Source organism: Comamonas antarctica, from assembly GCF_013363755.1.
Classification (GTDB): domain Bacteria; phylum Pseudomonadota; class Gammaproteobacteria; order Burkholderiales; family Burkholderiaceae_C; genus Comamonas; species Comamonas antarctica.
This window is the reverse complement of sequence record NZ_CP054840.1, coordinates 3481066-3506237: the sequence shown is the minus strand read 5'-3', so window position 1 is coordinate 3506237 and position 25172 is coordinate 3481066. Positions and strand designations below refer to the sequence as shown.

Below are 25172 nucleotides of genomic sequence, written 5' to 3'. Positions count from 1 at the left end.
TGAAAACGCAACGGTCCGAGACGCGCAGGGAGTACTCCATCAGAACCGTCCCACGATGGAGGTGATGCTCAGCACCGGATACTGGCCGTCGCTGACCTTGACGTCGGCGCGGCGGAAACTCGGGTTGGGCGTGGGCCGCACGACCAGCGTGACATTGAACAGCTTGCCCGCCTGCTCGCAGGTGCCGCTGCTGTCGCCCACTGGCGGCATCTGCTGCGACAGGCGCATGCGCACCAGTTCATTTTCGGCGCACAGCTGGCCCAGCAGCATGTCGGTCTGGCGCTGGGCGTTGCGCGTCAACGCCGAGGTCGCCTGGGTGCCCGCGAGCAGCGCGATCGCGACGATGCCCAGCGCGACCAGAACTTCGATCAGCGTGAAGCCGCGGGCGCGGCGCGGCAGCGGCCTCATTGGCTGCCTTCGGGCCCGAACGGCCGCAGGCCGTCGGTGCCGATGGCCAGGCGCAGTTCGGGGGTGTCCACATGCGTCAAAAGCGTGCGCTGCGGTGGCAGCAGCGGATCGGGGCCGAGAACCAGCACGGTACCGTCGGCGACGCGCGTGCCCGCATCGAGCCACTGCGTGGGCAGGGTGCTGCCGGGTGGCAAGCCGACGAAACGAAAACCGTTGCCCTGGACCTGCCAGCGCACCAGCGTGCCGCTGGCGCGCGCCTGCGCCCGGCCGGCTTCGAGCAGGGCGGCCAGCCGCTGGCCTTCGCGCTCGAGACGGCTTTGCCCGGTGTCGCGCAGCGACAGCGCGACCCCGGCCGTGGCCAGTGCCATGATGCTGATTACCACCAGCAACTCCAACAGGGAAAAACCGCGTGCGCGTGTCATCACCGGATCCGGTCAAGCAGGGGGAGGGCGCCAGGAGCGCTACCCCGCAGGGCGCTTTACTGCCAGCTGCCGATGTCGGCGTCGTTGCCTTCGCCGCCGGGCTGGCCGTTGGCGCCCAGTGACATTACGTCGACTTCACCCTTGATGCCAGGGTTCAGGTACTGATAGGGATTGCCCCAAGGGTCGTTGGGCAGTTTCTCGATGTACGGCTTCCAGTTGTTGGGCTGGGGGCCGGATGTGGGGCGGGCGACCAGCGACTGCAGTCCCTGCTCCGTCGTTGGATAGCGCTGGTTGTCCAGTCGGTAGAGCTTGAGCGCCTGCATGATGTTGGTGATGTCGGTGCGTGCCGCCGTGCGGCGCGCATCGTCGGCGCGGCTCAGCAGGTTGGGCACGATCAGCGCGCCCAGCACGCCGATGATGACAAGCACGACCATCAACTCGATCAGGGTGAAGCCGCGTTGCGCGGATTGGCGCAGGGAGCGCGCGGCTGGGCGACTGGGCGCGGTAATGAAATTCATTTGCTGTAATGTCATATGAGTTCATGATAATAGGTCATGGTGACAAATTCGCTTCAAATCTGGCGCGTGCGTACGGGCACACTGATTCTGTGGGCCTCCGCGGGCGCCTGCGTGGTGTTCTGGGCGCTGCGTCTGGCCACGCCGGCAGGCGCGGCCATGGTGCCGGTTGCCGCGCCCGCGCCCGTCTCGGTGGACCTGCAGGCCATGGCGCAGGTGCTTGGTGCCGGCCCGGCGCTGCCGGTGGCCCAGGCGCCCGCCGCGCCAAGCCGCTATACGCTGCACGGGCTGTTGGCGGGGCGCGACAGTGGACGCGGCGCGGCGGTCATTGGCGTCAACGGCCAACCGGCCAGGGCCTTCCCCGTGGGCGCGCAGGTGGACGAAGGCCTGGTGCTTCAGTCCGTCGGGGTGCAGCAAGCCCGGCTGGGTCCGTCGCAGCAGGGTTCGGCCACGGTGACGCTTGAATTGCCGATCAAGAAATAAACCACTCACCCGGTGCGGGTGCTGCCTGGGTCCATTGCGCGGCGGTAGGCACCTGCGCGGGATGCGCGCGCAGCCAGTGCACGCAGCGCGCCACGCCCGCATGGGTGATCCACACCATGTCTCCTGGCAGGCCGGCGATTCCCCCCAGTGCGGCCTGCACCCGTTGCAGCATCGCCGATAGCGGCTCGCCGCCGCCGGGCGCATGGCCGTGCAGGTCGCCAGCCCAGGCATCGACCTCGGTGCGCGCCAAGCTCTCCCAGGGCCGGCCTTCCCAGGCGCCGAAATCCATTTCCTGCAGGCGTGCGTCCGGCAGGCTGCGCAGTTCGGGCCGCAGGGCCTGCAAGGCCTGCGCCAGTTGGGCGCAGCGGCGCAGCGGCGAATGCCGCACGCGTGCCTGCGCCGGCAGGGCCTCGGCCAGCGCCTGTGCCGCCCGCTGCGTGGCCAGCGCGTCCGCCTCGACGTCGAGCCGGCCGTAACAGAGGCCGGGCGCCACCAGCGGCGCGGCATGCCGCACCAGCCACAGCCGCGGTGTCATGCGGCGCTGCGCAGCACGCCAATGGCCGCGCCCAGATAGAACGCAATTTCGCAGACCTGCTGGGTCGCGCCCAGGCAGTCGCCGGTAAAGCCCTGCAGGCGCCGCGCAAACCAGCGCGCCATCCACAGCGCCGCGAGCGCGCTGCCCAGCAGGCCCAGGGCAAGCGCCCCCGGCGGCTGGAGCCCGGCGTAAAGCGCGAGCGGCGCCACGCACCACAGGCCGGCCGCGGCCAGCGCGCGCGCCGTGATGCGCTCCGCCAGCGGCTTGCTCTTGGAGCGTGCGGTGTCGCCGACATGCGCCAGCGTGCGCACCAGGCACAGCGGCCAAAAGCGCGAGACCACGTGCGCGAGCGCCAGGGCGGCCGCGGCCGCGGCCAGGCTGTGGCTGCCCAGCACGGCCAGCAGGCTGATCTTGGCCAGCAGCGCCAGCACCAGCGCCAGCGCGCCATAGGCGCCTAGGCGCGAGTCCTTCATGATGTCGAGCGCGCGCTCGCGCTCGGCGCTGCCGCCCAGGCCATCGGCCACATCGGCGAGGCCGTCCTCATGGAATCCACCCGTCATCCACGCCGTGGCCGCGCAGCACAGCACGGCGGCCGCGAGCGGCGCGAACGGGCTGGGCGCGAGCGCCGCATGCGCTGCCGCATAGCTCCCCGCACCGGCGGCCCCCACGATCCAGCCGATGCCGGGAAAATGCGCGGCGCTGGCGCGCAGCATGTCCGGGCTGAAGCCGACCCAGGCCGCGAGCCGCCCGGTCACCGGAATGCGGGTGAAGAACTGCAGGGCCAGCAGATAGTGGCGCAGGGCTTGCATGCCGCGCGCCGGCCTACTGCAGGAAGAGCCGGTAGGCGGGATTGTGCGTTTCCTCGACCCAGGGGTAGCCCACCGAGGCCAGGAAGGCGTCGAAGGCCTGCGCATCCTCGGCCGGCACCTGCATGCCGACCAGGATGCGGCCATAGTCCGCGCCCTGGTTGCGGTAATGGAACAGCGAGATGTTCCAGGTCGGCGCCATCATGCTCAGGAACTTGAACAGCGCGCCCGGGCGCTCGGGGAACACGAAGCGCAGCAGGCGCTCATCCTGCGCCAGCGGCGAATGGCCGCCCACCATATGGCGCAGGTGCTCCTTGGCCATCTCGTCGAAGGTCAGGTCCAGCGCATCGAAGCCGTTCTTCTGGAAGTTCTTGGCGATCTTCTCCGACTCGCCCTTGGCCGCCGTGGTCAGGCCGACGAACACATGCGCGCGCTGCTGGTGGCTGATGCGGTAGTTGAACTCGGTCACGTTGCGCTGGCCGCCGGGCAGCCGGCCCACGACCTCGCAAAAGCGCTTGAAGCTGCCGCGCTCCTCGGGAATGGTCACCGCGAACAGCGCCTCGCGCTCCTCGCCGACCTCGGCACGCTCGGCGACGAAGCGCAGCCGGTCGAAATTCATGTTCGCGCCGCAGAGGATGGCGGCATAGGTCTCGCCCTTGGTCTTGTGCGTCGCGACGTACTGCTTGATCGCGGCCACGGCCAGCGCGCCCGAAGGCTCGACGATGGCGCGGGTGTCGACGAACACGTCTTTGATCGCGGCGCAGACCGCGTCGGTATCGACCACCACATATTCGTCGACCAGGTCGCGTGCGATGCGGAAGGTTTCCTCGCCCACCAGCTTCACCGCCGTGCCGTCGGAAAACAGCCCGACGTCGCTCAATTCCACGCGTTCTCCGGTCTGCACCGACTGCGCCATCGCATCCGAGTCGCGCGTCTGCACGCCGATCACCTTGATGTCGGGGCGCACCGCCTTGAGATAGTTCGCCACGCCCGAGATCAGGCCGCCGCCGCCAATGGCGACAAACACCGCATCGAGGCGCTGGCTGCCGAGCTTTTGCAGCTGGCTCAACATTTCCATCGCAATCGTGCCCTGGCCCGCAATGACGTCCGGGTCGTCGAACGGGTGCACGAAGGTCAGGCCCTGCTCCTGCTGCAGTTGCAGCGAGTGCTTGTAGGCATCGGAATAGCTTTCGCCGGCCAGCACCACCTCGCCGCCGAGCGCCTGCACGGCATCGATCTTGACCTGGGGCGTGGTGGTGGGCATCACGATCACCGCGCGGCAGCCGAGCTTGCGCGCGCTCATCGCCACGCCCTGGGCATGGTTGCCGGCCGAGGCACAGATCACGCCGCGCTGCAACTGCTCCTGGCTCAGGTGCGCCATCTTGTTATAGGCGCCGCGCAGCTTGAAGCTGAACACCGGCTGCTGGTCTTCGCGCTTGAACAGCACCTTGTTGTGCAGGCGCCGGCTCAGGTTCCTGGCAGGCTGCAGCTCCGATTCCACGGCCACGTCATAGACGCGGGCGGTCAGGATGCGGGTGAGATAGTCGGCGGGAGTCAGGTGTTTCGTCATGGTCGGCAAAGAGGCAGGCCCGCGGGGAGGTCGGGCCGCCATCATAGGCTTTAGCGCGCGCCGGGGTGCGCGGTCGGACACTGCTGTTCCACTGGCGCCGACGGGGTAGCAGATGGAAAAAGGCAAAAAAAGCCCCAGGCGGTAAGGCCTGGGGCTGAATCCACCATTAGAGGAGGTGGAGGAGACAAAGGGTGCGATGCAGAAAGAATGTCCTGCGGTCCGCCTGAAAAATACAATCACATCAGGTAACGCTTGACGCAATTGTAGCGCAAATCATGCTGCGTTGCAGCAAAATGAGGGTTTACCGGGATGGCGATGCCATTTCGCAACAGTTAATACAAAAGGAAACGACATGGAATGCACAGTGAGTTGGACCGGCGCCAGCGGAACCCGGTCCGGCATGGGCTTTGTGGCCGAGACCGGTAGCGGCCATATCCTGGCCATGGACGGCGCTCCGGATGAAAAGAATCCCGCCAACGGCGGCCGCAATCTTGCGCCGCGCCCCATGGAGGCGCTGCTGGCCGGCACCGGCGGCTGCACCGCCTATGACGTGGTGCTGATTCTCAAGCGCGGCCGCCACGACGTGCGCGGCTGCAGCGTCAAGCTCAGTTCGGAGCGCGCGGACACCGACCCCAAGGTGTTCACCAGGATCCACATGCAGTTCACCGTGACCGGCAAGGGCGTGCCAGCCGGCGCCGTGGAGCGCGCCATCGCCATGAGCCACGAGAAATACTGCTCGGCCAGCATCATGCTGGGCAAGACCGCCGAGATCACGACGGGCTTCGAGATCATCGAAGCCTGAGGCGGGCCTCAGATGTAATGCGCAGTTGTCGTCATGACCTTGGCGGCCGCGCGCATTAGCTGCTGCACCGGCGCGGGCAGCAGCACGGCGCCGGCTTCGAGCGCGTCGGCCGCATGCCGCTCCTCGTCTTCCTTCATGCGCTGCACCACGGCGCGCGAAGCCAGGTCCTGGTCGGGCAGGCGGCCCAGGTGGCTGCCCAGGTGCGCCGATACCTGGTTTTCGGTTTCGACCACAAAGCCCAGGCTGACCTTGTCGCTGACCTTGGCTGCAGCCACGCCGATGGCAAACGCGCCCGCGAACCACAGGGGATTGAGCAGGCTGGGGCGCTGGCCCAGGGCATCGAGCCGGCTGCGGCACCAGGCGAGGTGGTCGGTTTCCTCGCGCGCCGCCTCGATCAGGTGGGCGCGCAGATGGTCGTCGCGCGTGACCATGGCCTGGGCGCTGTAGAGCGCCTGGGCACAGACCTCGCCCACATGGTTGACGCGCATCAGCGCGCCGGACAGGCGCTGCTCGGCCTCGCTCATCGGCGCTTCGGCCAGGCCCTGCGCGGGCGATGGCTGAGAGGCCGCAGGGCGGGCAAACAGGGTGCGGAGCGCAGCGTCCGCTGCCATCAAGATCTTGTCCATAGCGTTAAAAACTTCTGCCTGACGAAAAGCGTGGGTTGGCGGGTGCCGGACCGCGCGCCCCCAGGGCCGAATGGGGTCCTCGTGCATGGATTGTGCCGCGCATTGAAGCGGTGTTGCAACCTAGCAACGAAATCCTCGAATCCGGCCGCTTGTGGGTGAATTGCTTTGCGCATCCGGCGGTGGTCTGTTGCAATAGCAAAAGCTTCCCCACCAGGAGGTTGGCGCGGGTAACCGGCGAATCCAGGGTTTGAACCTGCTTTTCTGCCCCCGACGCCCTCTGTTAAACCTTGGAGTAATTCGCAATGAAAAAATCCCTGATTGCCCTGGCCGTGTTGGCTGCTTCCGGCGCTGCAATGGCTCAATCTTCCGTGTCCCTGTTCGGTATCATCGACACCGGCATCGGCTACATTGACAACGCTACCCCCGCCAACGGCAACAAGTGGGGCGTCGGCACCAGCGGCAACGCTACCAGCCGCATCGGTTTCCGCGGCGTGGAAGACCTGGGTGGTGGCCTGAAGGCTGGCTTCTGGCTCGAAGGCGAAGTGTTCGGCGACGACGGCAATGCCGGCGGCCTGAACTTCCGTCGCCGTTCGACCGTGGGCCTGGAAGGCAACTTCGGTGAAGTGCGCCTGGGCCGCGACCAAGTCGCCGGCTACAACAAGACCAGCTCGTACGACCTGTTCGGTCAAACCGGTGTCGGCCAGTTCATGGGCTGGCGCAACTGGGACGGCGCTGTCAACACCGGCAACGTCGGCGACGAAAACGGCATCCGCGCGAACAACCTGGTCAGCTACTACACCCCCAACTTCAGCGGCTTCAAGGCTGGCATCAGCTACGGCTTCGACGAAGTGCAAGGCGAGTCCAACGCCGGCCGTTACATCGGCGGCAACGTTTCCTATGACAACGGCCCCTTCAGCGTGGCCCTGTCGTATGACCGCCTGGAAATCTCCCAGCCCGCACGTGGCCTGGGCGACCGTGACAACGTCACGCTGGCTGGTTCGTACAACTTCGGCGTGGCCAAGCTGATCGGTATCGCTCAACAGCAACAGTACTCGTACGACGCTGGCGGCGCTGACCGCAAGTTCAACAACTACGCCCTGGGTGTTGCTGCACCTGTCGGCGGCGCTGGCGAAGTCAAGCTGCAATACGCTCGCTACGACCAGAAGGCCACCAGCGGCGAAGCCGACCAGCTGTCGCTGGGCTATGTCCACAACCTGTCGAAGCGCACTGCTGTGTACGGCACCGTTGCTTACCTGAAGAACAAGGACGGCTCGTCGCTGGGTCTGCAGTCCAAGGGTATCAACACCACCGCTGCTGTGAACCAAAAGCAAACCGGCGTGCAAGTCGGCGTGCGCCACTCGTTCTAATGACGGGCTGAGTCCGCTCAGCTTTTCTTAGAAAATAAAAAAGCCAGTCTTCGGACTGGCTTTTTTTTGCCTTTTTCATGCCAAGGGATTGCACTAGCTAGGGAAAATCCGGCAGGGAAAACCTGTGTTGTGATGCTGCACTGGTATCTAGTCGTAATAAAAGTGGCTCCATAAAATGGACTTCCCAGCCACATTTTTATTCATAAAGAGAGACAGCAGCATGCAAAAATCGTTTGTGAAAAGTGCCATTGCCTTGGCCGCCCTGGTGGTTTCTGCGCCCGCGGTATTTGCACAGCAAGGCGGCAGCAGTGTACAGATTTACGGTATTGTCGATGCTGCATTGCGTCATACCAATAATGAAGGCGCGGGCGGTAATTCCTCGCTGACCAAAATGATTGGCGGGGGCATGTCGCAAAGCCGCTGGGGTATCAATGTGACCGAGGACCTGGGCGGCGGCCTGAAGGCCATTGCCAACCTGGAAAACCGTTTCCTCACCGACTCCGGTAATTCGGCCACGACCAATTACTGGCAACAGTCGTGGGTGGGCATGCAGGGCGGCTTCGGGCGCCTGACCATGGGGCGCCAGTACAACGTCCTGTTCGACCTGGTGACCTCGACCTATTCGTCGTTCCCGTATTCGCCCTACATGGAAGCCTACAAGCCGGAAATCGGCATGTCGCTGGGCGCGCGCGCCAACAACATGCTCAAGTACATGGCCGAGGTCGGTGCGTTCCGTGGCGCATTGCAGTATTCGTTCGATGAGAAGGACGGCAATCCCGCCAACGCGCGCACCGCAGGCGGCTATCTGCGCTACTCGGCCAACGGCATTTCCGCCGGCGTGGGCTACCAGAACTACCAGCTGCCGCAAGGCTCGACCATCGAGGCCTGGACCCTGGGCGGCTCCTACCGCATGAACGCGCTGTACCTGAACGTCGGCTATGGCGAGAACAAGATCGACGGCACGCCGGGTGCGATCGATTCGGCGGTCATCGCCAACATGTGGAGCGGCGACACCAACGGCGGCTTCACGCGCGGCCAGGCCAACAAGCGCCAGATGGCCAAGATCGGTTTCGGCTACCAGTTCACGCCGCAGATCAATGCCGGCCTGCACTACTACTATGCCAAGCAGTCGGGCAGCCCGGCGTCGGCCGACAACGGCAATACCAACTTCATCGTCGGCGTGATCGATTACGCGTTCTCCAAGCGCACCGATGCGTATTTCGGCATCGATTACACCAAGATCCGGGACGGTGAGAATGTCGTTCTGGATCCCGTGAGCCGGGCACGCGATCGCACGGGTATTACCGTGGGTCTGCGCCACCGCTTCTAAATAAAAAATCCCCGCGAGGGGATTTACATGATTACCCTTCAATCAGGGTACATATCCGCAGGGCGCAGGGTTCGACGGCTTGTCCATCGAATATCTGCGCCCTGTTTTACTGGTATTCAGGTATATCGCTTGGCATGCAGGCTGTCTTTCATTTGCTGTAAGACGGGTTGCAATGGCTCGCCGATGCGCAGCGCCACGCAGGTGGCCAGCACATCGATGATCAGCAGGTGCATCAGCCGCGAGACCATCGGACTGTAGCGGTCGTAGCCCTCGGGATGGTCGGCAGCCAGCACGATGTCGCAGGCATGGGCCAGCGGCGAACCGCTGGCGGTGATCGCGATGGTCGTGGCGCCGCGCTGGCGCGCAATGCCGGCGGCGTCCATCAGATCGCGCGTGCGGCCCGAGTTCGAGATGATCAGCGCGCAGTCGCCGGGCCCGAGCAGGGTGGCGCTCATCACCTGGATATGGCCGTCGCTGCTCGCCAGGCTGGTCACGCCCAGGCGGAAGAACTTGTGCTGCGCATCCTGCGCGACGATGCCGGAGTTGCCGGCGCCATAGAATTCAATGCGCCGGCCCTGTTGCCAGCTGCTGACCACGGCCAGCGCCGCGCGCTCCAGATCCGCCACTTTCGCGGCATTGCGGTATTGCAGGAAGGCTGCGACTGCGTTGTCGACGACCTTGACCAGCACGTCGCCGGTCTTGTCATCGCTGTCGACGCTGCGGTGGATGAAGGGCACGCCTTCGTTGGCGTTGTTGGCCAGCTTTACCTTGAAGTCGGCCAGGCCGTCATAGCCCATGCTGCGGCAAAAGCGCACCACCGTGGGTTTGCTGACATGCGCACGCTCGGCCAGCAGCCGCACGGGCAGCTGGGCAAAGGCCTGCGGGTCGGCCAGCACGAGGCGCGCCACGCGCTGTTCGGCGGGGGCCAGCGACGGCAGGGAGGCGGTGATGCGATCTAACATGGGAATCCTGGTGGCAAAGGCGCGGGAGCAGCGCCAATGTAACCGCAGTTGCGGGCGCCGCAGCAGCGTGCGCCTACACTGCGCATTTGCAGCGCATGCGCTTGTAAGATAACAAGGCTTCGGCATCCTGCGAGATGGGTGCTTTTCAAGATGGGACAGGTCATGAGTCAGCTCGACGCGCTTCGACAGTTCACCACCGTGGTGGCGGACACCGGCGATTTTCGCCAGATTGCACAATACTTGCCGCAGGATGCGACCACCAACCCGTCGCTGATCCTCAAGGCGGTGCAGATGCCCGAGTATGCGCCGCTGCTCAAGGCCACCGTGGTCCAGCGCCGGGGGCGACCGCTGGACGAGGTCATGGACCGCTTGCTGGTGCGCTTTGGCTGCGAGATCCTGGCGCTGGTGCCCGGACGCGTATCCACCGAAGTCGATGCACGCCTGTCGTTCGACACCGAGGCCACGGTGACACGTGCCGAGCGCATCATCGAGCTGTACCAGGCCGAGGGCGTGGACATCAGCCGCGTGCTGATCAAGATCGCCGCGACCTGGGAGGGCATCGAGGCCGCGCGCCGGCTCGAGCAGCGCGGCATCCATACCAATCTGACCTTGATGTTCTCGCTGTGCCAGGCCGTGGCCTGCGGCCAGGCGAAGGTGCAGCTGGTTTCGCCGTTCGTCGGACGCATCTACGACTGGTACAAGAAGCAGGCCGGCGCCTCCTGGGACGAAGCCGCGATGGCCGGCGCCAACGACCCTGGCGTGCGCTCGGTGCGCGCCATCTACGCGCATTACAAGCGCTTTGGCATCGCCACCGAAGTCATGGGCGCGAGCTTTCGCAATCTGGGCCAGATCACCGCGCTGGCGGGTTGCGATCTGTTGACGATCGCCCCCGACCTACTGGGCCAGCTGGCGGCCAGCGAGGCGCCGCTGGAGCGGGCACTGGCGCCCGAGGCGGTGCAGGCGCTCGACCTGCCCGCACTGCACTATGACGAAGCGGGTTTTCGCTTTGCGCTCAACGAGGATGCAATGGCCACCGAGAAGCTGGCCGAAGGCATACGCGCGTTTGTGGCCGATACGCTGAAGCTCGAATCCTTGATGCAGAAGGCGGCTGCCTAGGATGAGCGAGCTGTGCCATGAAACCGCCGCCTGGCGGGCGCTCGAGCGCCACTACCGGGAGGAAATGGCGGATTTCGATATCGCCGCCGGTTTTGCGGCCGATCCCGGCCGCCTTGCCGCATTGAGCCAGCAGGCGCCGCATGTGTTTGCCGATCTGTCCAAGAACCGCGTCACGCCGCGTACCGAGCAGCTGCTCGTGGCGCTGGCGCAGGAATGCGGCGTTGCAGACCGGCGCGACCAGATGTTCGCGGGGGCGCCGATCAATACCTCCGAGGCGCGTGCCGTCATGCACTGGCTGCTGCGCATGCCGCGCGACGGCGGCCTGCTGCGCGAGCAGGGCGTGGTGACCGCGATGGCCGCGCCGGTGCGCGAAGCCCTGGATGCGGTGCACGTGACGCTGGATGCGATGCTGGAGCTGGCCGCGCAGGTGCGCGCCCGGCCGGAGATCACCGACATCGTCAACATCGGTATCGGCGGCTCGCATCTGGGACCTGAAGTCGTGGTCAATGCGCTCGAGGACTGGTGCGATCCCGGCAAGCGCTTTCATTTCGTCTCGAATGTCGACGGCCATGAGCTGGGCCATGTGCTGTCGCGCGTGCGCCCGCAAAGCACGTTGTTCCTGGTGGCCTCGAAGTCGTTCACCACGGCCGAGACCATGCTCAATGCGCATTCGGCGCGCGCCTGGTTCCTGGCGCAGGGCGGGTCCGAGGACGCGGGTGCGGCATGCCGCATTGCCGACCATTTCATCGCGCTCACGACCAACGTCGCCGCGGCCGCCGAATTTGGCATCGAGCGCACGCTGGGGTTCTGGGACTGGGTGGGCGGGCGCTACTCGCTGTGGTCGGCCATCGGCCTGCCGATCGCGATTGCCGTCGGTCCCGCGCATTTCCGCGCGCTGCTGGCGGGCGCGCATGCGATGGACACGCATTTCGTCACCGCACCGCTGGCGCGCAACCTGCCGGTGCGCCTGGGCCTGATCGACATCTGGTACCGCAACTTCCATGGCTACGGCAGCCGCTGCATCGCGCCCTACAGCCATGGGCTGCGGCGGCTCACGGCCTACCTGCAGCAGCTGGAAATGGAGAGCAATGGCAAGCAGGTCGACGCGCAGGGGCGGCGCCTTACCGCAGCAACTTCGGCCGTGGTGTGGGGCGAGCCCGGCACCAACGGCCAGCATGCGTTCTTCCAGATGCTGCACCAGGGTCCGGACGTGATTCCGGTGGAGTTCATCGCCATGCGCGGCGGCGGCAAGTACCTGGGCGCGCACCAGCAAAGCCTGCTGATCAACGCCGTGGCCCAGGCGCAGGCGCTGATGGTCGGGCGGCGCGAGGAATGCAGCGAGAAGTACTGCCCGGGCAACCGGCCCAGCAGCTTCTTGCTGCTGCAGCAGCTCGACCCGGCATCGCTGGGCGCGCTGATCGCGCTCTATGAACACCGGGTGTTCGTCACGGGCGCGGTCTGGGGCATCAACAGCTTCGACCAGTGGGGCGTCGAGCTGGGCAAGAACCTGGCGCGTGACCTGGCCGCGCGCCAGGACCGCGGCGATTGGCAGGATGTCGACGCGTCGACCGCGGGCCTGATGCGGCGCCTGATCGCGGCCGATCTGCCTTAGCGCCGCCTTGCTGCGCACATGAAAAAACCCGCAGGCCTTTCGGTCTGCGGGTTTTTTCTGGCTGAGGCTGGCAGGCCTTGCGGCCTGCGGGACAGCGGGGACCTGGGCAATTACATGCCCATGCCGCCCATGCCACCCATGCCGCCCATGCCGCCACCCATGCCGCCCATGTCGGGCGCTGCGTCGGCCTTGGGAGCGTCGGCAATCATGCACTCGGTGGTCAGCAGCAGGGCTGCGACGGAAGCGGCGTTCTGCAGCGCAGTGCGTGTGACCTTCGTGGGATCCAGGATACCCATTTCAATCATGTCGCCGTAGGTGTCGTTGGCGGCGTTGAAGCCGAAGTTGCCCTGGCCCTTGAGCACGGCATCGACCACGACCGACGGTTCGCCACCGGCGTTCGACACGATTTCGCGCAGGGGCGCTTCGACAGCCTTCAGGATCAGCTTGATGCCGGCGTCCTGGTCGGCGTTGTCGCCGGTCAGTTGGCCCACAGCCTGCTTGGCGCGCAGCAGTGCCACGCCGCCGCCGGCCACGATGCCTTCTTCCACAGCGGCACGGGTAGCGTGCAGTGCGTCTTCGACACGTGCCTTCTTTTCCTTCATTTCGACTTCGGTGGCAGCGCCGACCTTGATCACGGCAACGCCGCCGGCCAGCTTGGCCACGCGCTCTTGCAGCTTTTCACGGTCGTAGTCCGAAGTGGCTTCTTCGATCTGGATACGGATCTGCTTGACGCGGGCTTCGATTTCAGCAGCCTGGCCAGCACCGTCGATGATGATGGTGTTTTCCTTGCCGATTTCAACGCGCTGCGCCTGGCCCAGGTCTTCCAGCGTGACCTTGTCCAGGGTCAGGCCGACTTCTTCGGCAATGACCTTGCCGCCCGTCAGGATGGCGATGTCTTCCAGCATGGCCTTGCGGCGGTCGCCGAAGCCAGGTGCCTTGACAGCCACGACCTTCAGGATGCCGCGGATGGTGTTGACCACCAGGGTCGCGAGGGCTTCGCCTTCGACGTCTTCGGCAATGATCAGCAGGGGACGGCCAGCCTTGGCGACTTGCTCCAGCGTGGGCAGCAGGTCACGGATGTTGCTGATCTTCTTGTCGAACAGCAGCACGAAGGGGTTGTCCAGGATGGCCGATTGCTTTTCCTGGTTGTTGATGAAGTAGGGCGACAGGTAGCCGCGGTCGAATTGCATGCCTTCGACGACTTCGAGTTCGTTGTCCAGGCTCTTGCCTTCTTCAACGGTGATCACGCCTTCCTTGCCGACCTTGTCCATTGCGTTGGCAATGATCTGGCCCACGGACTCGTCGGAGTTCGCGGAGATCGAGCCGACCTGGGCGATTTCCTTGGAAGTCGTCGTGGCCTTGGATTGCGACTTGAGCTGCTCGACCAGAACGGCCACGGCCTTGTCGATACCGCGCTTCAGGTCCATGGGGTTCAGGCCGGCGGCAACGTACTTCGAGCCTTCGCGCACGATGGCTTGCGCCAGCACGGTGGCGGTCGTGGTGCCGTCACCGGCGATGTCGTTGGTCTTGGAAGCCACTTCCTTCACGAGCTGGGCGCCCATGTTCTGCAGCTTGTCCTTGAGTTCGACTTCCTTGGCCACGGACACACCGTCCTTGGTCACGGTGGGGGCGCCGAACGAGCGCTCGAGCACCACGTTGCGGCCCTTGGGGCCCAGGGTCACCTTGACCGCGTTGGCCAGGATGTTCACGCCTTCAACCATGCGGGCGCGTGCTTCGCCACCGAAAACTACGTCTTTAGCTGCCATTTTGATTCTCCGAATTCGTTAACAGGAATGCTGGGAAGAGAAGATTTACTTCTCGACGACTGCGAACAGGTCGTCTTCCTTCATCACCAGCAGTTCGTCGCCATCGACCTTGACGGTCTGGCCGCTGTACTTGCCGAACAGAACGCGGTCGCCGACCTTGACGTTCAGGGCGATCAGTTCGCCCTTGTCGTTCTTCTTGCCCGGGCCGACGGCCAGGATCTCGCCCTGATCGGGCTTTTCGGCAGCGTTGTCGGGGATATAGATGCCCGAAGCAGTCTTGGTTTCGTTTTCCAGGCGCTTGACGATCACGCGATCGTGCAGAGGACGAAGTTGCATAACATCTCCAAATACATCAACAGGTTGAAACAACACTGCCAAGCCGGAGCTCGGCAGGAAATCATGGGGAACCGTTGCTGTTAGCACTCGGTCCCGCTGAGTGCTAATCATAAGGGGGTTTTTCGCAGTTTCAAGTGTTTTGCGCAAAGAGCCTGGGACTGGATGGGACAGCGGCCTATTGACCATCCGCGCCCTTCCTGCAAGACCAGGCTCAAGCCGCCCCCGGTGCCGGCGGCGGGCTGGCCATCATCATGGTCGGAACGGCCAGCGGCAGGCCGGCGGTCTTGAAGTCATCCAATATCGTGAACAGCAGGTCGCTGCGCACGCCGCTGGCCAGGCGCGGGCTGGAGACATAGGCAATGGCCTGGAAGATCAGGCTGCCGTTCTCTATGCCCTCGAGGCTCAGCGACGGCTCCGGCGTTTCCAGCACGCCGGGATGCGCACGGCACGCGGCCAGCATGAGTTCGCGCACCTGCTTGGCATCGGTCGACAGCGGCAGCGGCAGGCGGATCAGCACGCGGCCCTCGGCGGCGGTCAGCGTCATGTTGCGCACCGTCTTGGTGATGAACTCGGAGTTCGGCACGATGACGGTGGAGCGGTCGCCAAGCTGGATCTCGGTGGCGCGCACGTTGATGCGCTTGATGTCGCCTTCGGTCGTGCCCAGCACCACCCAGTCGCCGACCTTGACGGGCCGCTCGGCCAGCAGGATCAGCCCGGAAATGAAGTTCTGCACGATGGCCTGCAGGCCGAAGCCGATACCCACCGACAGGGCGCTGGCGATCCAGGCGATGCGGTTGATGCCTATGCCCATGGCCGACAGCCCGGCCGCGACCACCAGCACGATGCCCACGTAGTTGAGCAGCGTGGCCAGCGAGCTCTGCATGCCCGGCTCCATGGTGGTGGTGGGCAGGTAGCGTTCGCGCAGCCAGTTGCGGAACACGCGCAGGGCGACGAAACCGCCCACCAGCACCGCCAGCGCGCTGAAGATCGCCGCGGGCTTGATCTGGAATTCGCCGATGGTGAGGCCGGCGCTGATGCGGTCGGTCTGCTGCAGCACCTCCTCGGGCCGCGTGCCCAGCTGCGCGCCCAGCGCGATCAGCATGTAGAGGAACAGCAGCACGCGCGCCAGCGCCGACAGCACCACGGCCGCCTGGTCCAGCGTGGACGGCGCGAAGCCGAAGCTCTTTTGCAGGCGCTGGCCGAAGTCGCCGCGCGAGGAAACCAGCGCCATGAACAGGTCGTCGGCAAACTTGAACAGCACGTAGAAGCTCAGGCCGACGAGGCCGGTCCAGGCCAGCTGCATGGCCACCACGCTGGCCACGCTGATATAGCCGATGACCACCAGCAGCACCACGCCCACCAGCGACAGCGTGACCACCGTCAGCACCAGGCCCTCCCACAGCGGACGCGGCGCAGGCGGCTCTGCCGGGTCGCCGGGCTGCGGCTGGTTCAGGCGCGTGAGCATCGCGGCCATCAGCAGCACCAGCGCCAGCGCGGTGATGCCCTGGCACACGCGCAGCGCGGGCAGGCTGAGCTCGGAGATGGCGGCGACCTGCATGGGCACCCAGACCAGCACGCCGACCAGCGCCACCAGCCAGGGATAGGGCCGCAGCCGCAGCGCCAGCGCATCGGACAGCGGCGCCAGCCGCCATGAGGGCCGGGCATTGGCCAGCAGCGCGCGGCCCAGGCTGGTCACGAAGACGATGTACAGCACCGATTCGTCGACCAGCGCCACGAGCTTGCTCGACTGCGGGCCGAAGTCGGCGTGCGCGCGCAGCGTCTGCAAAAAGCCCTGCAGCGCCAGCGCCACCACGGCCATGTTGACGGCGACGATGGCAATGACCAGCAAGGAGCGCCGCAGCCGCCCGCCGGGCAGCACGCGCTGCGCCAGGCGCGCCAGGCCGCGTTCGGCCAGCAGGTCGCCGACGGTGACCGCCAGCAGCGCCAGCACCAGCGCCAGCAGCACCGGGCCGCGGTGGCCGGGCACGGCCAGGCGCGCGGCCGCATCCTGCATTTCTTCGGCCATGGGCGCGAGCCGCGCACGATCGTCCGGCCAGGACTGACCCAGTTCGCGCCAGAATGCCGCGCTCAGCGGCGACGGTGCGCGGTCGGTGAGCTGCGCCTGCAGCTGGTCGCGTTCGCGCGTGCGCAGCGCCTCGCTGCGCTGCTTCGCATCGACCACGATCAGCCGGGCCAGGCGGATTTCCGCATCCACCGCATTGCGGTCGCGGATCAGCGTCTGGCGCTGGCGCTTGATGTCGGCGTCTTCGCTGGTGCCGGGCGCCGGGGCCGCGCCCAGTTCGCCCAGCCGCGCATTCAGGTCGTTGAGCTCGCCGGTGCGCGCATCGATGATGCGGTTGGCGCCGGCGTTCAGCGCGGCATAGCTGGACTGCAGCGCGCGCACGGCGTCATTTCCCTCGGCCGTCGCGGGCAGCGCGTCAAGCTGGCGGCGCAGCGACTCGACGTCGGGCAGCGGCTCCTCGGCGGCAGGCGCCGTGGCCGGGGTCTGTGTGCCAGTTGCAGCGGGCGCCGGTGCCGCGGCGGCAGGCGCCGCCTGGACGGCGGGCAGTGCGAGGCAGCACAGGAAGGCAAGGGCAAGGGTGCAGCGTTGGATCCAGCTCATCCGCAGCATCATAGGAGGCAGATGGGGTGCGTGATGGCTGAGCGGGGTGGCAGGCGGGACCTATTCCCTGATATCAACACGGGCATCTGGACAGGCCCGGTCGCGGGCCGGCACGCCGATGCGTTCCCGCCGCGCTTTCATGCCTCCGGGTCTGGCGCGGGTTCGGGCCGCAGCCAGAGCCAAGCCAGCACGCAAGCCATGCTCGCCAGCGCCAGCCCCGCCAGCCAGGGCCGGGTGCTGACAAAGACGATCAAGGCGCTGCTGGCGGCCATGCTCAGCGTCGCCATCCATTTGACGCGCCGGCTCACGCGTCCGCCATCATCCCAGTTGCGCAGCATAGGACCGAAGCTCGCATGCGCATAGAGCCAGGCATGCATGCGCGGCGAACTGCGCATCGCAGCCCAGGCCGCCATCAGGATGAACACCGTGGTCGGCATGCCCGGGACCACGGCGCCGATCATGCCCAGCAGCACGCACAGCGCGGAAAACGCCATCAGCAGGCAGCGCACGGGCCACGAGGGAACGCGATAGCCGGGGCGCACCGGTGTGGGAGTCGGGTCGGTCATGGTCAGGAAGCAGGAGGCCGCAGCACATTCCAGGCAACATCGCCGCTGCGGTGGCCAATCAGGTTCAATATATTCGCCAGCACCGATATTGTCCTGATTCTGCGTGCGCCGGGCCGTGAAAACGCCAACGGCCTACAAGCCGCTGGCTCTGCAGGCGCAGTGCACCGGCGGTCGCCGGGTCTTGTCGGGCCACATCGGGCCTCTCACTGAAAACCGGTAGATAACTTCATCGGCTGAAGCAAAAGTCAATAGCCAGCCGCAGACACCGTGCACAGTAAGGTTGCTTGTTACAGAAAGCAAATCAACCAATTATAAAATTTAACGCGAATCGTTTCCAATACCATTTCCATGAAAAAACCCTCGTTTGTCCTGCGCCCGACCGTTGGCGCCATTGCCCTGTGGGCGGTCGCCGCTGCTGCCAATGCCCAGACTGCCGCGCCCACGATGGAGACCGTGACCGTCGAAGCCAGCGCCGATGCATCTTCCGAAGGCCTGGCCAAACCGTTTGCGGGTGGACAGGTCGCGCGCGGCGGACGCGTGGGCCTGCTGGGCCAGCAGGACATCATGGACACGCCGTTCAACCAGACCAGCTATACCAGCACGCTGATCCGCGACCAGCAGGCCAAGAGCGTGGGCGAAGTGCTGCTCAATGATCCGTCGGTGCGCGGCGCGCGCGGTTTCGGCAACTTCCAGGAACTCTATGTGCTGCGCGGCCAGCCCATGTATTCGGACGACCTGGCCTACAACGGCCTTTACGGCCTGCTGCCGCGCCAGTATGTGGCGTCGGAATTCTTCGAGCGCGTCGAGGTGCTGCATGGCGCGAGCGCGTTTCTCAACGGCGCGGCCCCGGGCGGCAGCAACCTCGGCGGTTCGATCAATCTGATGCCAAAGCGCGCGGGCAACGAGCCTTTGAGCCGGGTCGATCTGGGCGTGCAGTCGGGCGGTCAGGGGTCTGCCGCGGTAGACCTGTCGCGCCGTTTCGGCCCGGACAACAACACTGGCGTGCGCCTCAACGCCGTGCGCCGCGATGGCGGCACCGCCATTGACGGCGAAGACCGCAGCCTGACGGCGTTGGGCCTCGGCCTGGACTGGCGCAGCCGCGATGTACGCGTGTCGGCCGACCTCGGCTACCAGAAGGACAAGCTCAAGGCCGCGCGCCCCAGCGTCACGCCAACGACCTTCATCCCTGCCGTACCCGACAACAAGACCAATTACGCCCAGCCCTGGACCTATTCCAATGCGGAAGACGTGTTTGCCACCGCGCGTGCCGAATGGGATCTGAACGACCAGATCACGGCCTGGGCCGCAGGCGGCCTCAAGCGTGGCAAGGAAGACAACTCGCTGACCACTCCGACGGTGCGCGATCCTTCGGGCGCCGCTACCACGACGCGTTTCGACACCAAGCGTGAGGACGACACGGCAACCGGTGAAATCGGCCTGCGTGGACGTTTCGTCACGGGTGCTGTCAAGCATCAGGTCGTGGCTTCGGCCTCGTGGTTCCGCCATGAGGAGCGCAATGCCTGGTCGTACAACTTCACCCAGGTGCCGATCAATATCTACAACCCCGTGGGATCGCCACCGCTGCCCAACACGACGGTCAGCCCGAACATGAACAATCCGCTGCGTTCAGCGGTGGACAACCTGCAAAGCTATGCGCTGGCCGATACGCTGTCGTTCTATGACGACCGCGTGCTGCTGACGCTGGGCCTGCGCCACCAGACCATCGAGCAGACGAGCTACAGCAATGCCACCGATCTGGAAACCGGCAGCTACAAGAAGTCGGCCACCACGCCGGTAGCCGGCCTGGTGTTCAAGGCCACGCCCGAAGTGTCGCTCTATGCGAACTATGTCGAAGGCCTGATCAAGGGTGATGTCGCCCCTGCCACGGCCGGCGGCCTGCCCGTGACCAATGCCGGCGAAGTGTTCTCGCCCTACAAGGCCAAGCAGAAGGAAGTCGGCGTGAAGTGGCAGCAGGGCGGCCTGGGTGCGACTGCCGCGCTCTACACGGTCGACAAGCCGGTCAGCTATGTGCAGAACAACGTCTATGGCCAGTTCGGCACCCAGCGCTACCGCGGCCTGGAGCTGAGCCTCTATGGCGAGGCCGTCAAGGGCCTGCGCCTGCTGGGCGGCATGAGCTTCACGGATGCCAAGTACCAGGAAACGCAAGGTGGCGTGGCCCAGGGCAACGATGTGATCGGCGTGCCGCGCCGCCAGCTGACGCTGGGCGGCGACTGGGACGTGCCCGGCGTGCAGGGCCTGGCATTGAACGCGCGCGTGATCTACACCGGCAGCCAATATGCCAATGCCGCCAATACGCTCAACGTCAAGGCTTGGACGCGTACCGACCTGGGCGTGCGCTACCTGATGGACATCGGCAACGACCGCCTGCTGACGCTGCGCGCGCGTGTCGACAATGTGTTCGACAAGCAGTACTGGGCGTCGGTCGGCGGCTATCCGGGCTCGAACTACCTGGTGCAGTCGGCACCGCGCACGTTCGCCATCAGCGCCAGCGTCGACTTCTGAGGCAGCGCATGCGTGAGTTCTGGACCGTCGTCCACCGCTGGCTGGGCCTGACCGCGGCATTGTTCCTGATCGTCGCCGGCGCGACCGGCGCGGTGATCTCGTGGGACCATGAGATCGACGAATGGCTCAATGCCGACATCATGCACACGCCGGGGCGCGGCGCGCTGCAAAGCCCGCTGGCGCTGGCCGCGGCCGTCGAGGCCGGCGACCCGCGCGTCGACGTGTCGTACATGACGCTGGGCCTGGAAGAGGGGCATGCGGCTTCCTTCCTGGTCCGGCCGAAGAAGGATCCGGCCACGGGCAAGCCCTATGTGCTGGGCTACAACAACGTGTTCGTCGACCCGGTGACGGCGAAGGTGACCGGCCAGCGCGACTCCAAGAGCATTGCGCTCAGCAAGCGCAACCTGATGTCGTGGCTGCGCCATCTGCATGAAAGCCTGCACATGCCGGCATTCTGGGGCAGCGACCGCTGGGGCTTCTGGCTGATGGGCGGCATTGCGCTGATGTGGCTGATCGACAGCTTCGTCGCGCTCTACCTCACGCTGCCGCGGCGCCTGGCCGCGCGCCGCGAGGCCAAGGCCGCGGCGCCCCGGCGCAGCTGGCTCAAGAGGTGGCAGCCGTCGTGGGTCGTGCGCTGGCGCTCGGGCGGCTACAAGCTCAACTTCGACCTGCACCGCGCGGGCGGCCTCTGGGTCTGGCTGATCATCATCGTGGTGTCGTTCACCTCGTTCTCGCTGAACCTCTACCGCGAGGTGTTCTATCCGGTGATGAGCCAGATCTCGACCACCACGCCTGGCCCCTACGAGACCATCAAGCCGGCGCCGTTCGGCAGCTTCATCGAACCGAAGATCTCGTTTGCCGCCGCCATCGATATCGCGCGCGCCGAAGGCCAGCGCCTGGGCTTCGAGTTCCCGCCGGCCGGCATCTGGTATGGCGGCGATTTCCCGTTCTACAACATCTCGTTCTTCGATCCGACCGACGAGATGGGGCCGGCCGGCATGGGCATGTCGAACATCTACGTGAGCGCCGACAACGGCGCGGTGCTGGGCATGCACCGGCCCTGGCATGGCACGGCCGCCGATGTGTTCGTGCAGCTGCAGCTGCCGCTGCATTCGGGCCGCATCCTGGGCCTGACCGGGCGCATCATGATGTCCATCATGGGCGTGTTCGTGGTGATGCTGTCGATCACCGGCATCGTGATCTGGGAGCGCAAGCGGCGCGCGCGCAAAGCCGTGGCCAGCACGCTGGCCGCCAGCGCGGCCGCCTGACAGAAAACCGCCTTCGGGCGGTTTTTTCATTGCAGGTTCAGGTCACGCTCGAAGCAATCGCGGCACTGGCCGCCGCCTGACCCTGGAGCCACTGGCGAAACGCCGTCAGCGGCGGATACCAGGTCTTGGATGCGGCGCAGGCCAGGTAATAGCTGCCCTGGCTGCGGCTGCGCACATCGAGCGCCGATACCAGCTCGCCGCGTTCGAGCTCGGCGCGGAACAGGAATTCCGGCAGCAGCGCCACGCCCAGCCCGGCCGAGGCCGCCTGGGTCACGGTGGCGAACTGGTCGATGCTGGTGCCACCCGCGAGCGGGCCCGCGACGCCCTGCGCGGCAAACCACTGCGCCCAGGCCTGCGGCCGCGAGGCCAGATGCAGCAGCGGCGCCTGCAGCAGGTCCTGCGGCGTTGAAAAACCGTATTGCGCCTTGAGGCCCTGGGAACAGGCGGGAAAGGTGGTTTCCGCGAACAGGAAATCCAGCTCCGCGCGCGGCCATTCGGGGGCGCCGTAATGGATGGCCGCATGCACGTCCTCGGCATCCATGTCGAAGGGTTCGAGCCGCGTGACGAGGTTCAGCGTCACGCCAGGGTGGCGGCGCACGAAGTCGGGCAGCAGCGGCGCGAGCCAGCGCGTGCCCATGGTCGGCAGGATGGCCAGCTTCAGCGTGCCCGTGCCCGGGCTGGCCTTGATGCGCAGCGTCGAGTTCGAGATATCGCGCAGCGCATGGCGGATTTCCTCGGCGTAGATCTCGCCCGCGGGCGTGAGCCGCACCGCCTGGCGCTCGCGCACGAACAGCGCCACGCCGACGATTTCCTCGAGCGCGCGGATCTGCCGGCTGATGGCGCTCTGCGTCAGGCTCAGCTCCTGCGCGGCGGTGGTGAACTTGTGCAGCCGCGCGCAGGCCTCGAAGGCCACGAGCAGCCCCATGGACGGGAGATATTTCCGTGAATTCATGATCGTGGGGAATGCGTTTGGCATTCTATCGAGGGGCACCGCACGCCGCCGTGGGTCCAGGCATTCCATTTGCGAATGCCTGGGTTCCAAACCATTGATTGACGTCAAGAAACCCGCTGCCCATGATGCCCGGCTTGACTACAACTAAAGAGACATGACCGTGCCCCAGATCCTTTCTCGCAAACAATTCCTCGGTTCGCTGGCGCTGCTTGGCGCCGCCATGGCCTTGCCGGCGCTGGCCGACACCTTCCCCAGCCGCCCGATCAAGCTGGTGGTGCCGTTCGCGCCGGGCGGCAACACCGATGTCGTGGCACGGCTGGCCGCGCAAGGCCTCACCGAAGCCCTGGGCCAGCCGGTGATCGTCGAGAACATTCCAGGGGCGAACGGCTCGATCGGCGCGAGCCGCGTGGCCACCTCGGCCAATGACGGCTACACGCTGCTGTTCGGCACCGCGGGCACGCAGGCCATCAACCCCAGCCTCTACAAGAACCAGAGCGAGAAGACGCTCGATGATTTCGAGTACGTGGCGCTGATCACCTCGATCCCCAACGTGCTGGTGGTCAACGAAACCAAGACGCCGGTGAAGTCGGTGGCCGAGCTGGTGGCGCATGCCAAGGAGCGCCGCACCGGCCTGAGCTATGGCTCGCCGGGCACGGGGTCGACCGTGCATCTGTCGGGCGAGCTGTTCAAGAGCGCGGCCGGCCTGGATCTGGTGCATGTGCCCTACAAGGGCAGCGCGCCGGCCCTCACCGACCTGATCGGTGGCCAGATCGACCTGATCTTCGAGAACGTCACGCCGGCACTGCCCTTCATCCAGGGCGGCAAGCTCAAGGCGCTGGCCGTGACCTCGGCCGAGCGCCTGCCGCTGCTGCCCAATGTGCCGACCATGAAGGAAAGCGGCTTTCCTGCGTTCGTGACCGCCACCTGGAACGGCGTGCTCGCGCCCAAGGGCACGCCGCGCGCCGTGGTGCAGAAGGTCGAGACCGCCTTGCTCAAGGTCGCGGCCAGCCCCGAGTTCAAGGCCCGCGTCGCGGCGCTGGGCGGCGAGCCGCGCCAGATGGGCTCGGCGGCGTTCCGTGACTACACGCGCACTGAATTCAAACACTGGGCGGGCATCGTGCAGGCCGCAAAACTGGAAAAGCAATGAGCAAGCCTGCTCCCGAGATCGTTGAAACGCTGGCCGCCATCGTTGGCGCCGGCAATGTGCTGACCGGCGACGACCTCGCCAGCTACGAGCAGGACTGGCGCGGCCGCGCCAGGGGCCGCGCGTTGTGCGTGGTGCGCCCGGGCACGACCGATGAGGTGGCGCGCGTGGTGCAGGCCTGCGCGGCCGCGCGCGTGTCCCTCGTGCCCCAGGGCGGCAACACCGGCCTGGTCGCAGGCTCGGTGCCCGACGCCTCGGGCGCCCAGGTGGTGCTGAGCCTGCGCCGCATGGCCGCGCTGCGTGCCATCGATGCGCAGAACATGACCATCACCGTCGAGGCGGGCTATATCCTGCAGGCGCTGCAGGACACGGCCGACCAGGCCGGCTTCCTGTTCCCGCTGAGCCTGGGCGCCGAGGGCAGCTGCACGATTGGCGGCAACCTGGCGACCAATGCCGGCGGCACCCAGGTGGTGCGCTACGGCAATGCGCGCGAACTGTGCCTGGGCCTGGAAGTGGTCACGGCGCAGGGCGAGGTCTGGGACGGGCTGTCGGGCCTGCGCAAGGACAACACCGGCTACGACCTGCGCGACCTCTATGTCGGCAGCGAAGGCACGCTGGGCGTGATCACCGCGGCCACGCTGCGCCTGTACCCCAAGCCCGCGGCCCAGCTCACGGCCTGGGTGGCGGTGGACTCGCTCGAGCAGGCCTGCACGCTGCTGGGCATGGCGCACCAGCACCTGGCCGCGGGCCTCACCGGCTTCGAGGTCATGAACCAGTTCGCGCTGGGCCTGGTCGACAAGCATTACCCGCATCTGCGGGTGCCGCTGTGGCAGCAGACCGCGTGGTGCGTGCTGATCGAGGTGTCGGACGCCGAATCCGAGGCGCATGCGCGCGGACTGTTCGAGCAGATGCTCGAAGCGGCGATGGAGCAGGGCGTGATTGCCGATGCCATCATTGCCGAGAACATGCGCCAGGCGCACGACCTCTGGCACATCCGCGAGAGCATCACGCTGGCGCAGGTCGAGGAGGGCTTCAACGTCAAGCATGACGTCTCGATTCCGATTTCGCTGATTCCCGAATTCGTGCGTGCCGCCGATGCCGCGCTGAGCGCCGCGTTCGAAGGCATACGCTTCGTCAACTTCGGCCATCTGGGCGACGGCAACCTGCACTACAACATCCAGGCGCCGCCGGGCATCGATGCCAAGGCCTTTGTCGCCCAGCATGAAGACCAGGTCAGCGCCATCGTCTACGACACCGTGAGCCAATACCGCGGCTCGATCTCGGCCGAGCATGGCATCGGCGAGCTCAAGCTGCACAAGCTGCCGCAGCACAAATCGGCGACGGCGCTGGCGCTGATGCGCAGCATCAAGACCGCGCTCGATCCGCACAACACCTTGAATCCGGGCCGCGTGCTGAGCGCCTGACCCGTCCATTGCCAAG

Annotated in this window: 23 protein-coding genes; 10 read left to right on the top strand and 13 right to left on the bottom strand. The window is 66.0% G+C overall.

The genetic code is table 11. The features are described from left to right. Positions 1-39: 39 nt before the first annotated feature. The 3 genes from gspI to gspG are packed head-to-tail and all read right to left on the bottom strand — an operon-like array spanning position 40 to position 1348. A complete protein-coding gene (gene gspI, locus HUK68_RS16275) occupies positions 40-408 on the bottom strand; it encodes a type II secretion system minor pseudopilin GspI (RefSeq protein WP_175505137.1) in 369 nt (122 codons plus the stop codon). Then, positions 405-830: a prepilin-type N-terminal cleavage/methylation domain-containing protein gene (locus tag HUK68_RS16270; RefSeq protein ID WP_175505136.1), complete on the bottom strand. Its 426-nt coding sequence runs from the start codon at positions 828-830 to the stop codon at positions 405-407. The genes gspI and HUK68_RS16270 overlap by 4 nt, the downstream gene beginning before the upstream one ends. A 56-nt stretch (positions 831-886) precedes the next feature. After that, entirely contained in the window at positions 887-1348 is a 462-nt protein-coding gene (gene gspG, locus HUK68_RS16265) for a type II secretion system major pseudopilin GspG (RefSeq protein ID WP_175505135.1), read from the bottom strand. A 66-nt stretch (positions 1349-1414) separates the two neighbouring features. Here gspG and HUK68_RS16260 point away from each other — a divergent pair, with 66 nt between their 5' ends. After that, a complete protein-coding gene (locus HUK68_RS16260; RefSeq protein WP_434082445.1) occupies positions 1415-1828 on the top strand; it encodes a type II secretion system protein N in 414 nt (137 codons plus the stop codon). On the opposite strand, the gene HUK68_RS16255 is transcribed toward HUK68_RS16260, so the two are convergent. The 3 genes from HUK68_RS16255 to ilvA are packed head-to-tail and all read right to left on the bottom strand — an operon-like array spanning position 1818 to position 4739. Next, positions 1818-2363 carry a histidine phosphatase family protein gene (locus tag HUK68_RS16255; protein ID WP_175505133.1) on the bottom strand — a complete coding sequence of 182 codons (546 nt, stop codon included), beginning with the start codon at positions 2361-2363 and terminating at the stop codon, positions 1818-1820. The two genes, HUK68_RS16260 and HUK68_RS16255, sit on opposite strands and share 11 nt — an antisense overlap. After that, a complete protein-coding gene (cobS, locus tag HUK68_RS16250) occupies positions 2360-3172 on the bottom strand; it encodes an adenosylcobinamide-GDP ribazoletransferase (RefSeq protein WP_175505132.1) in 813 nt (270 codons plus the stop codon). The genes HUK68_RS16255 and cobS overlap by 4 nt, the downstream gene beginning before the upstream one ends. Before the next feature lie 13 nt (positions 3173-3185). Continuing rightward, positions 3186-4739: a threonine ammonia-lyase, biosynthetic gene (ilvA, locus tag HUK68_RS16245; protein ID WP_175505131.1), complete on the bottom strand. Its 1554-nt coding sequence runs from the start codon at positions 4737-4739 to the stop codon at positions 3186-3188. 352 nt (positions 4740-5091) lie between these two features. On the opposite strand from ilvA, the gene HUK68_RS16240 reads away from it, so the two are divergent. Further along, positions 5092-5541 carry an OsmC family protein gene (locus tag HUK68_RS16240; RefSeq protein WP_175505130.1) on the top strand — a complete coding sequence of 150 codons (450 nt, stop codon included), beginning with the start codon at positions 5092-5094 and terminating at the stop codon, positions 5539-5541. Between the two features lie 8 nt (positions 5542-5549). On the opposite strand, the gene coq7 is transcribed toward HUK68_RS16240, so the two are convergent. Next, a complete protein-coding gene (coq7, locus tag HUK68_RS16235) occupies positions 5550-6167 on the bottom strand; it encodes a 2-polyprenyl-3-methyl-6-methoxy-1,4-benzoquinone monooxygenase (protein ID WP_175505129.1) in 618 nt (205 codons plus the stop codon). 302 nt (positions 6168-6469) lie between these two features. Here coq7 and HUK68_RS16230 point away from each other — a divergent pair, with 302 nt between their 5' ends. Together HUK68_RS16230 and HUK68_RS16225 are read left to right on the top strand one after the other, a co-directional pair. Further along, positions 6470-7534, top strand: a complete 1065-nt coding sequence (locus HUK68_RS16230; RefSeq protein ID WP_175505128.1) for a porin — start codon at positions 6470-6472, stop codon at positions 7532-7534. Positions 7535-7754: 220 nt separating this feature from the next. Further along, positions 7755-8864, top strand: coding sequence for a porin (locus tag HUK68_RS16225; RefSeq protein WP_175505127.1), 1110 nt, complete (start codon positions 7755-7757; stop codon positions 8862-8864). Between the two features lie 116 nt (positions 8865-8980). Here HUK68_RS16225 and HUK68_RS16220 read toward each other — a convergent pair whose 3' ends face one another. Next, on the bottom strand, positions 8981-9826 hold the full coding sequence (locus tag HUK68_RS16220) for a MurR/RpiR family transcriptional regulator (RefSeq protein ID WP_175505126.1): 846 nt from the start codon (positions 9824-9826) through the stop codon (positions 8981-8983). Between the two features lie 162 nt (positions 9827-9988). Here HUK68_RS16220 and tal point away from each other — a divergent pair, with 162 nt between their 5' ends. Next, positions 9989-10942 carry a transaldolase gene (gene tal, locus HUK68_RS16215; protein ID WP_175505125.1) on the top strand — a complete coding sequence of 318 codons (954 nt, stop codon included), beginning with the start codon at positions 9989-9991 and terminating at the stop codon, positions 10940-10942. Position 10943: 1 nt separating this feature from the next. Next, positions 10944-12554 carry a glucose-6-phosphate isomerase gene (gene pgi / locus HUK68_RS16210; RefSeq protein ID WP_175505124.1) on the top strand — a complete coding sequence of 537 codons (1611 nt, stop codon included), beginning with the start codon at positions 10944-10946 and terminating at the stop codon, positions 12552-12554. Positions 12555-12664: 110 nt separating this feature from the next. Here pgi and groL read toward each other — a convergent pair whose 3' ends face one another. The 4 genes from groL to HUK68_RS16190 form a co-directional block, all read right to left on the bottom strand. Then, positions 12665-14320: a chaperonin GroEL gene (gene groL, locus HUK68_RS16205; RefSeq protein ID WP_175505123.1), complete on the bottom strand. Its 1656-nt coding sequence runs from the start codon at positions 14318-14320 to the stop codon at positions 12665-12667. A 45-nt stretch (positions 14321-14365) separates the two neighbouring features. Beyond that, positions 14366-14656, bottom strand: a complete 291-nt coding sequence (gene groES, locus HUK68_RS16200) for a co-chaperone GroES (protein WP_175505122.1) — start codon at positions 14654-14656, stop codon at positions 14366-14368. Between the two features lie 211 nt (positions 14657-14867). Beyond that, positions 14868-17279 (bottom strand): DUF3772 domain-containing protein, encoded by a 2412-nt coding sequence (locus HUK68_RS16195; protein WP_175505121.1) that lies wholly within the window; start codon positions 17277-17279, stop codon positions 14868-14870. A 137-nt stretch (positions 17280-17416) separates the two neighbouring features. Beyond that, positions 17417-17845 carry a YbaN family protein gene (locus HUK68_RS16190; RefSeq protein ID WP_244146189.1) on the bottom strand — a complete coding sequence of 143 codons (429 nt, stop codon included), beginning with the start codon at positions 17843-17845 and terminating at the stop codon, positions 17417-17419. Between the two features lie 348 nt (positions 17846-18193). Here HUK68_RS16190 and HUK68_RS16185 point away from each other — a divergent pair, with 348 nt between their 5' ends. Beyond that, positions 18194-20368: a TonB-dependent receptor gene (locus HUK68_RS16185; RefSeq protein ID WP_175505120.1), complete on the top strand. Its 2175-nt coding sequence runs from the start codon at positions 18194-18196 to the stop codon at positions 20366-20368. An 8-nt stretch (positions 20369-20376) separates the two neighbouring features. Further along, a complete protein-coding gene (locus tag HUK68_RS16180; protein WP_175505119.1) occupies positions 20377-21636 on the top strand; it encodes a PepSY-associated TM helix domain-containing protein in 1260 nt (419 codons plus the stop codon). A gap of 37 nt (positions 21637-21673) precedes the next feature. Here HUK68_RS16180 and HUK68_RS16175 read toward each other — a convergent pair whose 3' ends face one another. Then, the gene (locus HUK68_RS16175; RefSeq protein WP_208458704.1) at positions 21674-22591 is read right to left on the bottom strand and encodes a LysR family transcriptional regulator; all 918 of its coding nucleotides are present in this window, start codon (positions 22589-22591) and stop codon (positions 21674-21676) included. A gap of 157 nt (positions 22592-22748) precedes the next feature. On the opposite strand from HUK68_RS16175, the gene HUK68_RS16170 reads away from it, so the two are divergent. Both HUK68_RS16170 and HUK68_RS16165 read left to right on the top strand, forming a co-directional pair. Next, the gene (locus tag HUK68_RS16170) at positions 22749-23735 is read left to right on the top strand and encodes a Bug family tripartite tricarboxylate transporter substrate binding protein (protein ID WP_175505118.1); all 987 of its coding nucleotides are present in this window, start codon (positions 22749-22751) and stop codon (positions 23733-23735) included. Then, positions 23732-25156 carry an FAD-binding oxidoreductase gene (locus tag HUK68_RS16165; protein ID WP_175505117.1) on the top strand — a complete coding sequence of 475 codons (1425 nt, stop codon included), beginning with the start codon at positions 23732-23734 and terminating at the stop codon, positions 25154-25156. Before HUK68_RS16170 ends, HUK68_RS16165 begins: the two co-directional genes overlap by 4 nt. The last annotated feature ends 16 nt before the right edge of the window (positions 25157-25172 follow it).

Coding starts and splice junctions, on each gene's coding strand:
- gspG (WP_175505135.1), bottom strand. CDS start 1,348: ATGAATTTCATTACCGCGCCCAGTCGCCCAGCCGCGCGCTCCCTGCGC.
- cobS (WP_175505132.1), bottom strand. CDS start 3,172: ATGCAAGCCCTGCGCCACTATCTGCTGGCCCTGCAGTTCTTCACCCGC.
- tal (WP_175505125.1), top strand. CDS start 9,989: ATGAGTCAGCTCGACGCGCTTCGACAGTTCACCACCGTGGTGGCGGAC.
- groL (WP_175505123.1), bottom strand. CDS start 14,320: ATGGCAGCTAAAGACGTAGTTTTCGGTGGCGAAGCACGCGCCCGCATG.
- HUK68_RS16270 (WP_175505136.1), bottom strand. CDS start 830: ATGACACGCGCACGCGGTTTTTCCCTGTTGGAGTTGCTGGTGGTAATC.
- ilvA (WP_175505131.1), bottom strand. CDS start 4,739: ATGACGAAACACCTGACTCCCGCCGACTATCTCACCCGCATCCTGACC.
- HUK68_RS16185 (WP_175505120.1), top strand. CDS start 18,194: ATGAAAAAACCCTCGTTTGTCCTGCGCCCGACCGTTGGCGCCATTGCC.
- HUK68_RS16230 (WP_175505128.1), top strand. CDS start 6,470: ATGAAAAAATCCCTGATTGCCCTGGCCGTGTTGGCTGCTTCCGGCGCT.
- HUK68_RS16190 (WP_244146189.1), bottom strand. CDS start 17,845: ATGACCGACCCGACTCCCACACCGGTGCGCCCCGGCTATCGCGTTCCC.
- pgi (WP_175505124.1), top strand. CDS start 10,944: ATGAGCGAGCTGTGCCATGAAACCGCCGCCTGGCGGGCGCTCGAGCGC.
- HUK68_RS16195 (WP_175505121.1), bottom strand. CDS start 17,279: ATGAGCTGGATCCAACGCTGCACCCTTGCCCTTGCCTTCCTGTGCTGC.
- HUK68_RS16220 (WP_175505126.1), bottom strand. CDS start 9,826: ATGTTAGATCGCATCACCGCCTCCCTGCCGTCGCTGGCCCCCGCCGAA.
- groES (WP_175505122.1), bottom strand. CDS start 14,656: ATGCAACTTCGTCCTCTGCACGATCGCGTGATCGTCAAGCGCCTGGAA.
- gspI (WP_175505137.1), bottom strand. CDS start 408: ATGAGGCCGCTGCCGCGCCGCGCCCGCGGCTTCACGCTGATCGAAGTT.
- coq7 (WP_175505129.1), bottom strand. CDS start 6,167: ATGGACAAGATCTTGATGGCAGCGGACGCTGCGCTCCGCACCCTGTTT.
- HUK68_RS16255 (WP_175505133.1), bottom strand. CDS start 2,363: ATGACACCGCGGCTGTGGCTGGTGCGGCATGCCGCGCCGCTGGTGGCG.
- HUK68_RS16180 (WP_175505119.1), top strand. CDS start 20,377: ATGCGTGAGTTCTGGACCGTCGTCCACCGCTGGCTGGGCCTGACCGCG.
- HUK68_RS16240 (WP_175505130.1), top strand. CDS start 5,092: ATGGAATGCACAGTGAGTTGGACCGGCGCCAGCGGAACCCGGTCCGGC.
- HUK68_RS16165 (WP_175505117.1), top strand. CDS start 23,732: ATGAGCAAGCCTGCTCCCGAGATCGTTGAAACGCTGGCCGCCATCGTT.
- HUK68_RS16225 (WP_175505127.1), top strand. CDS start 7,755: ATGCAAAAATCGTTTGTGAAAAGTGCCATTGCCTTGGCCGCCCTGGTG.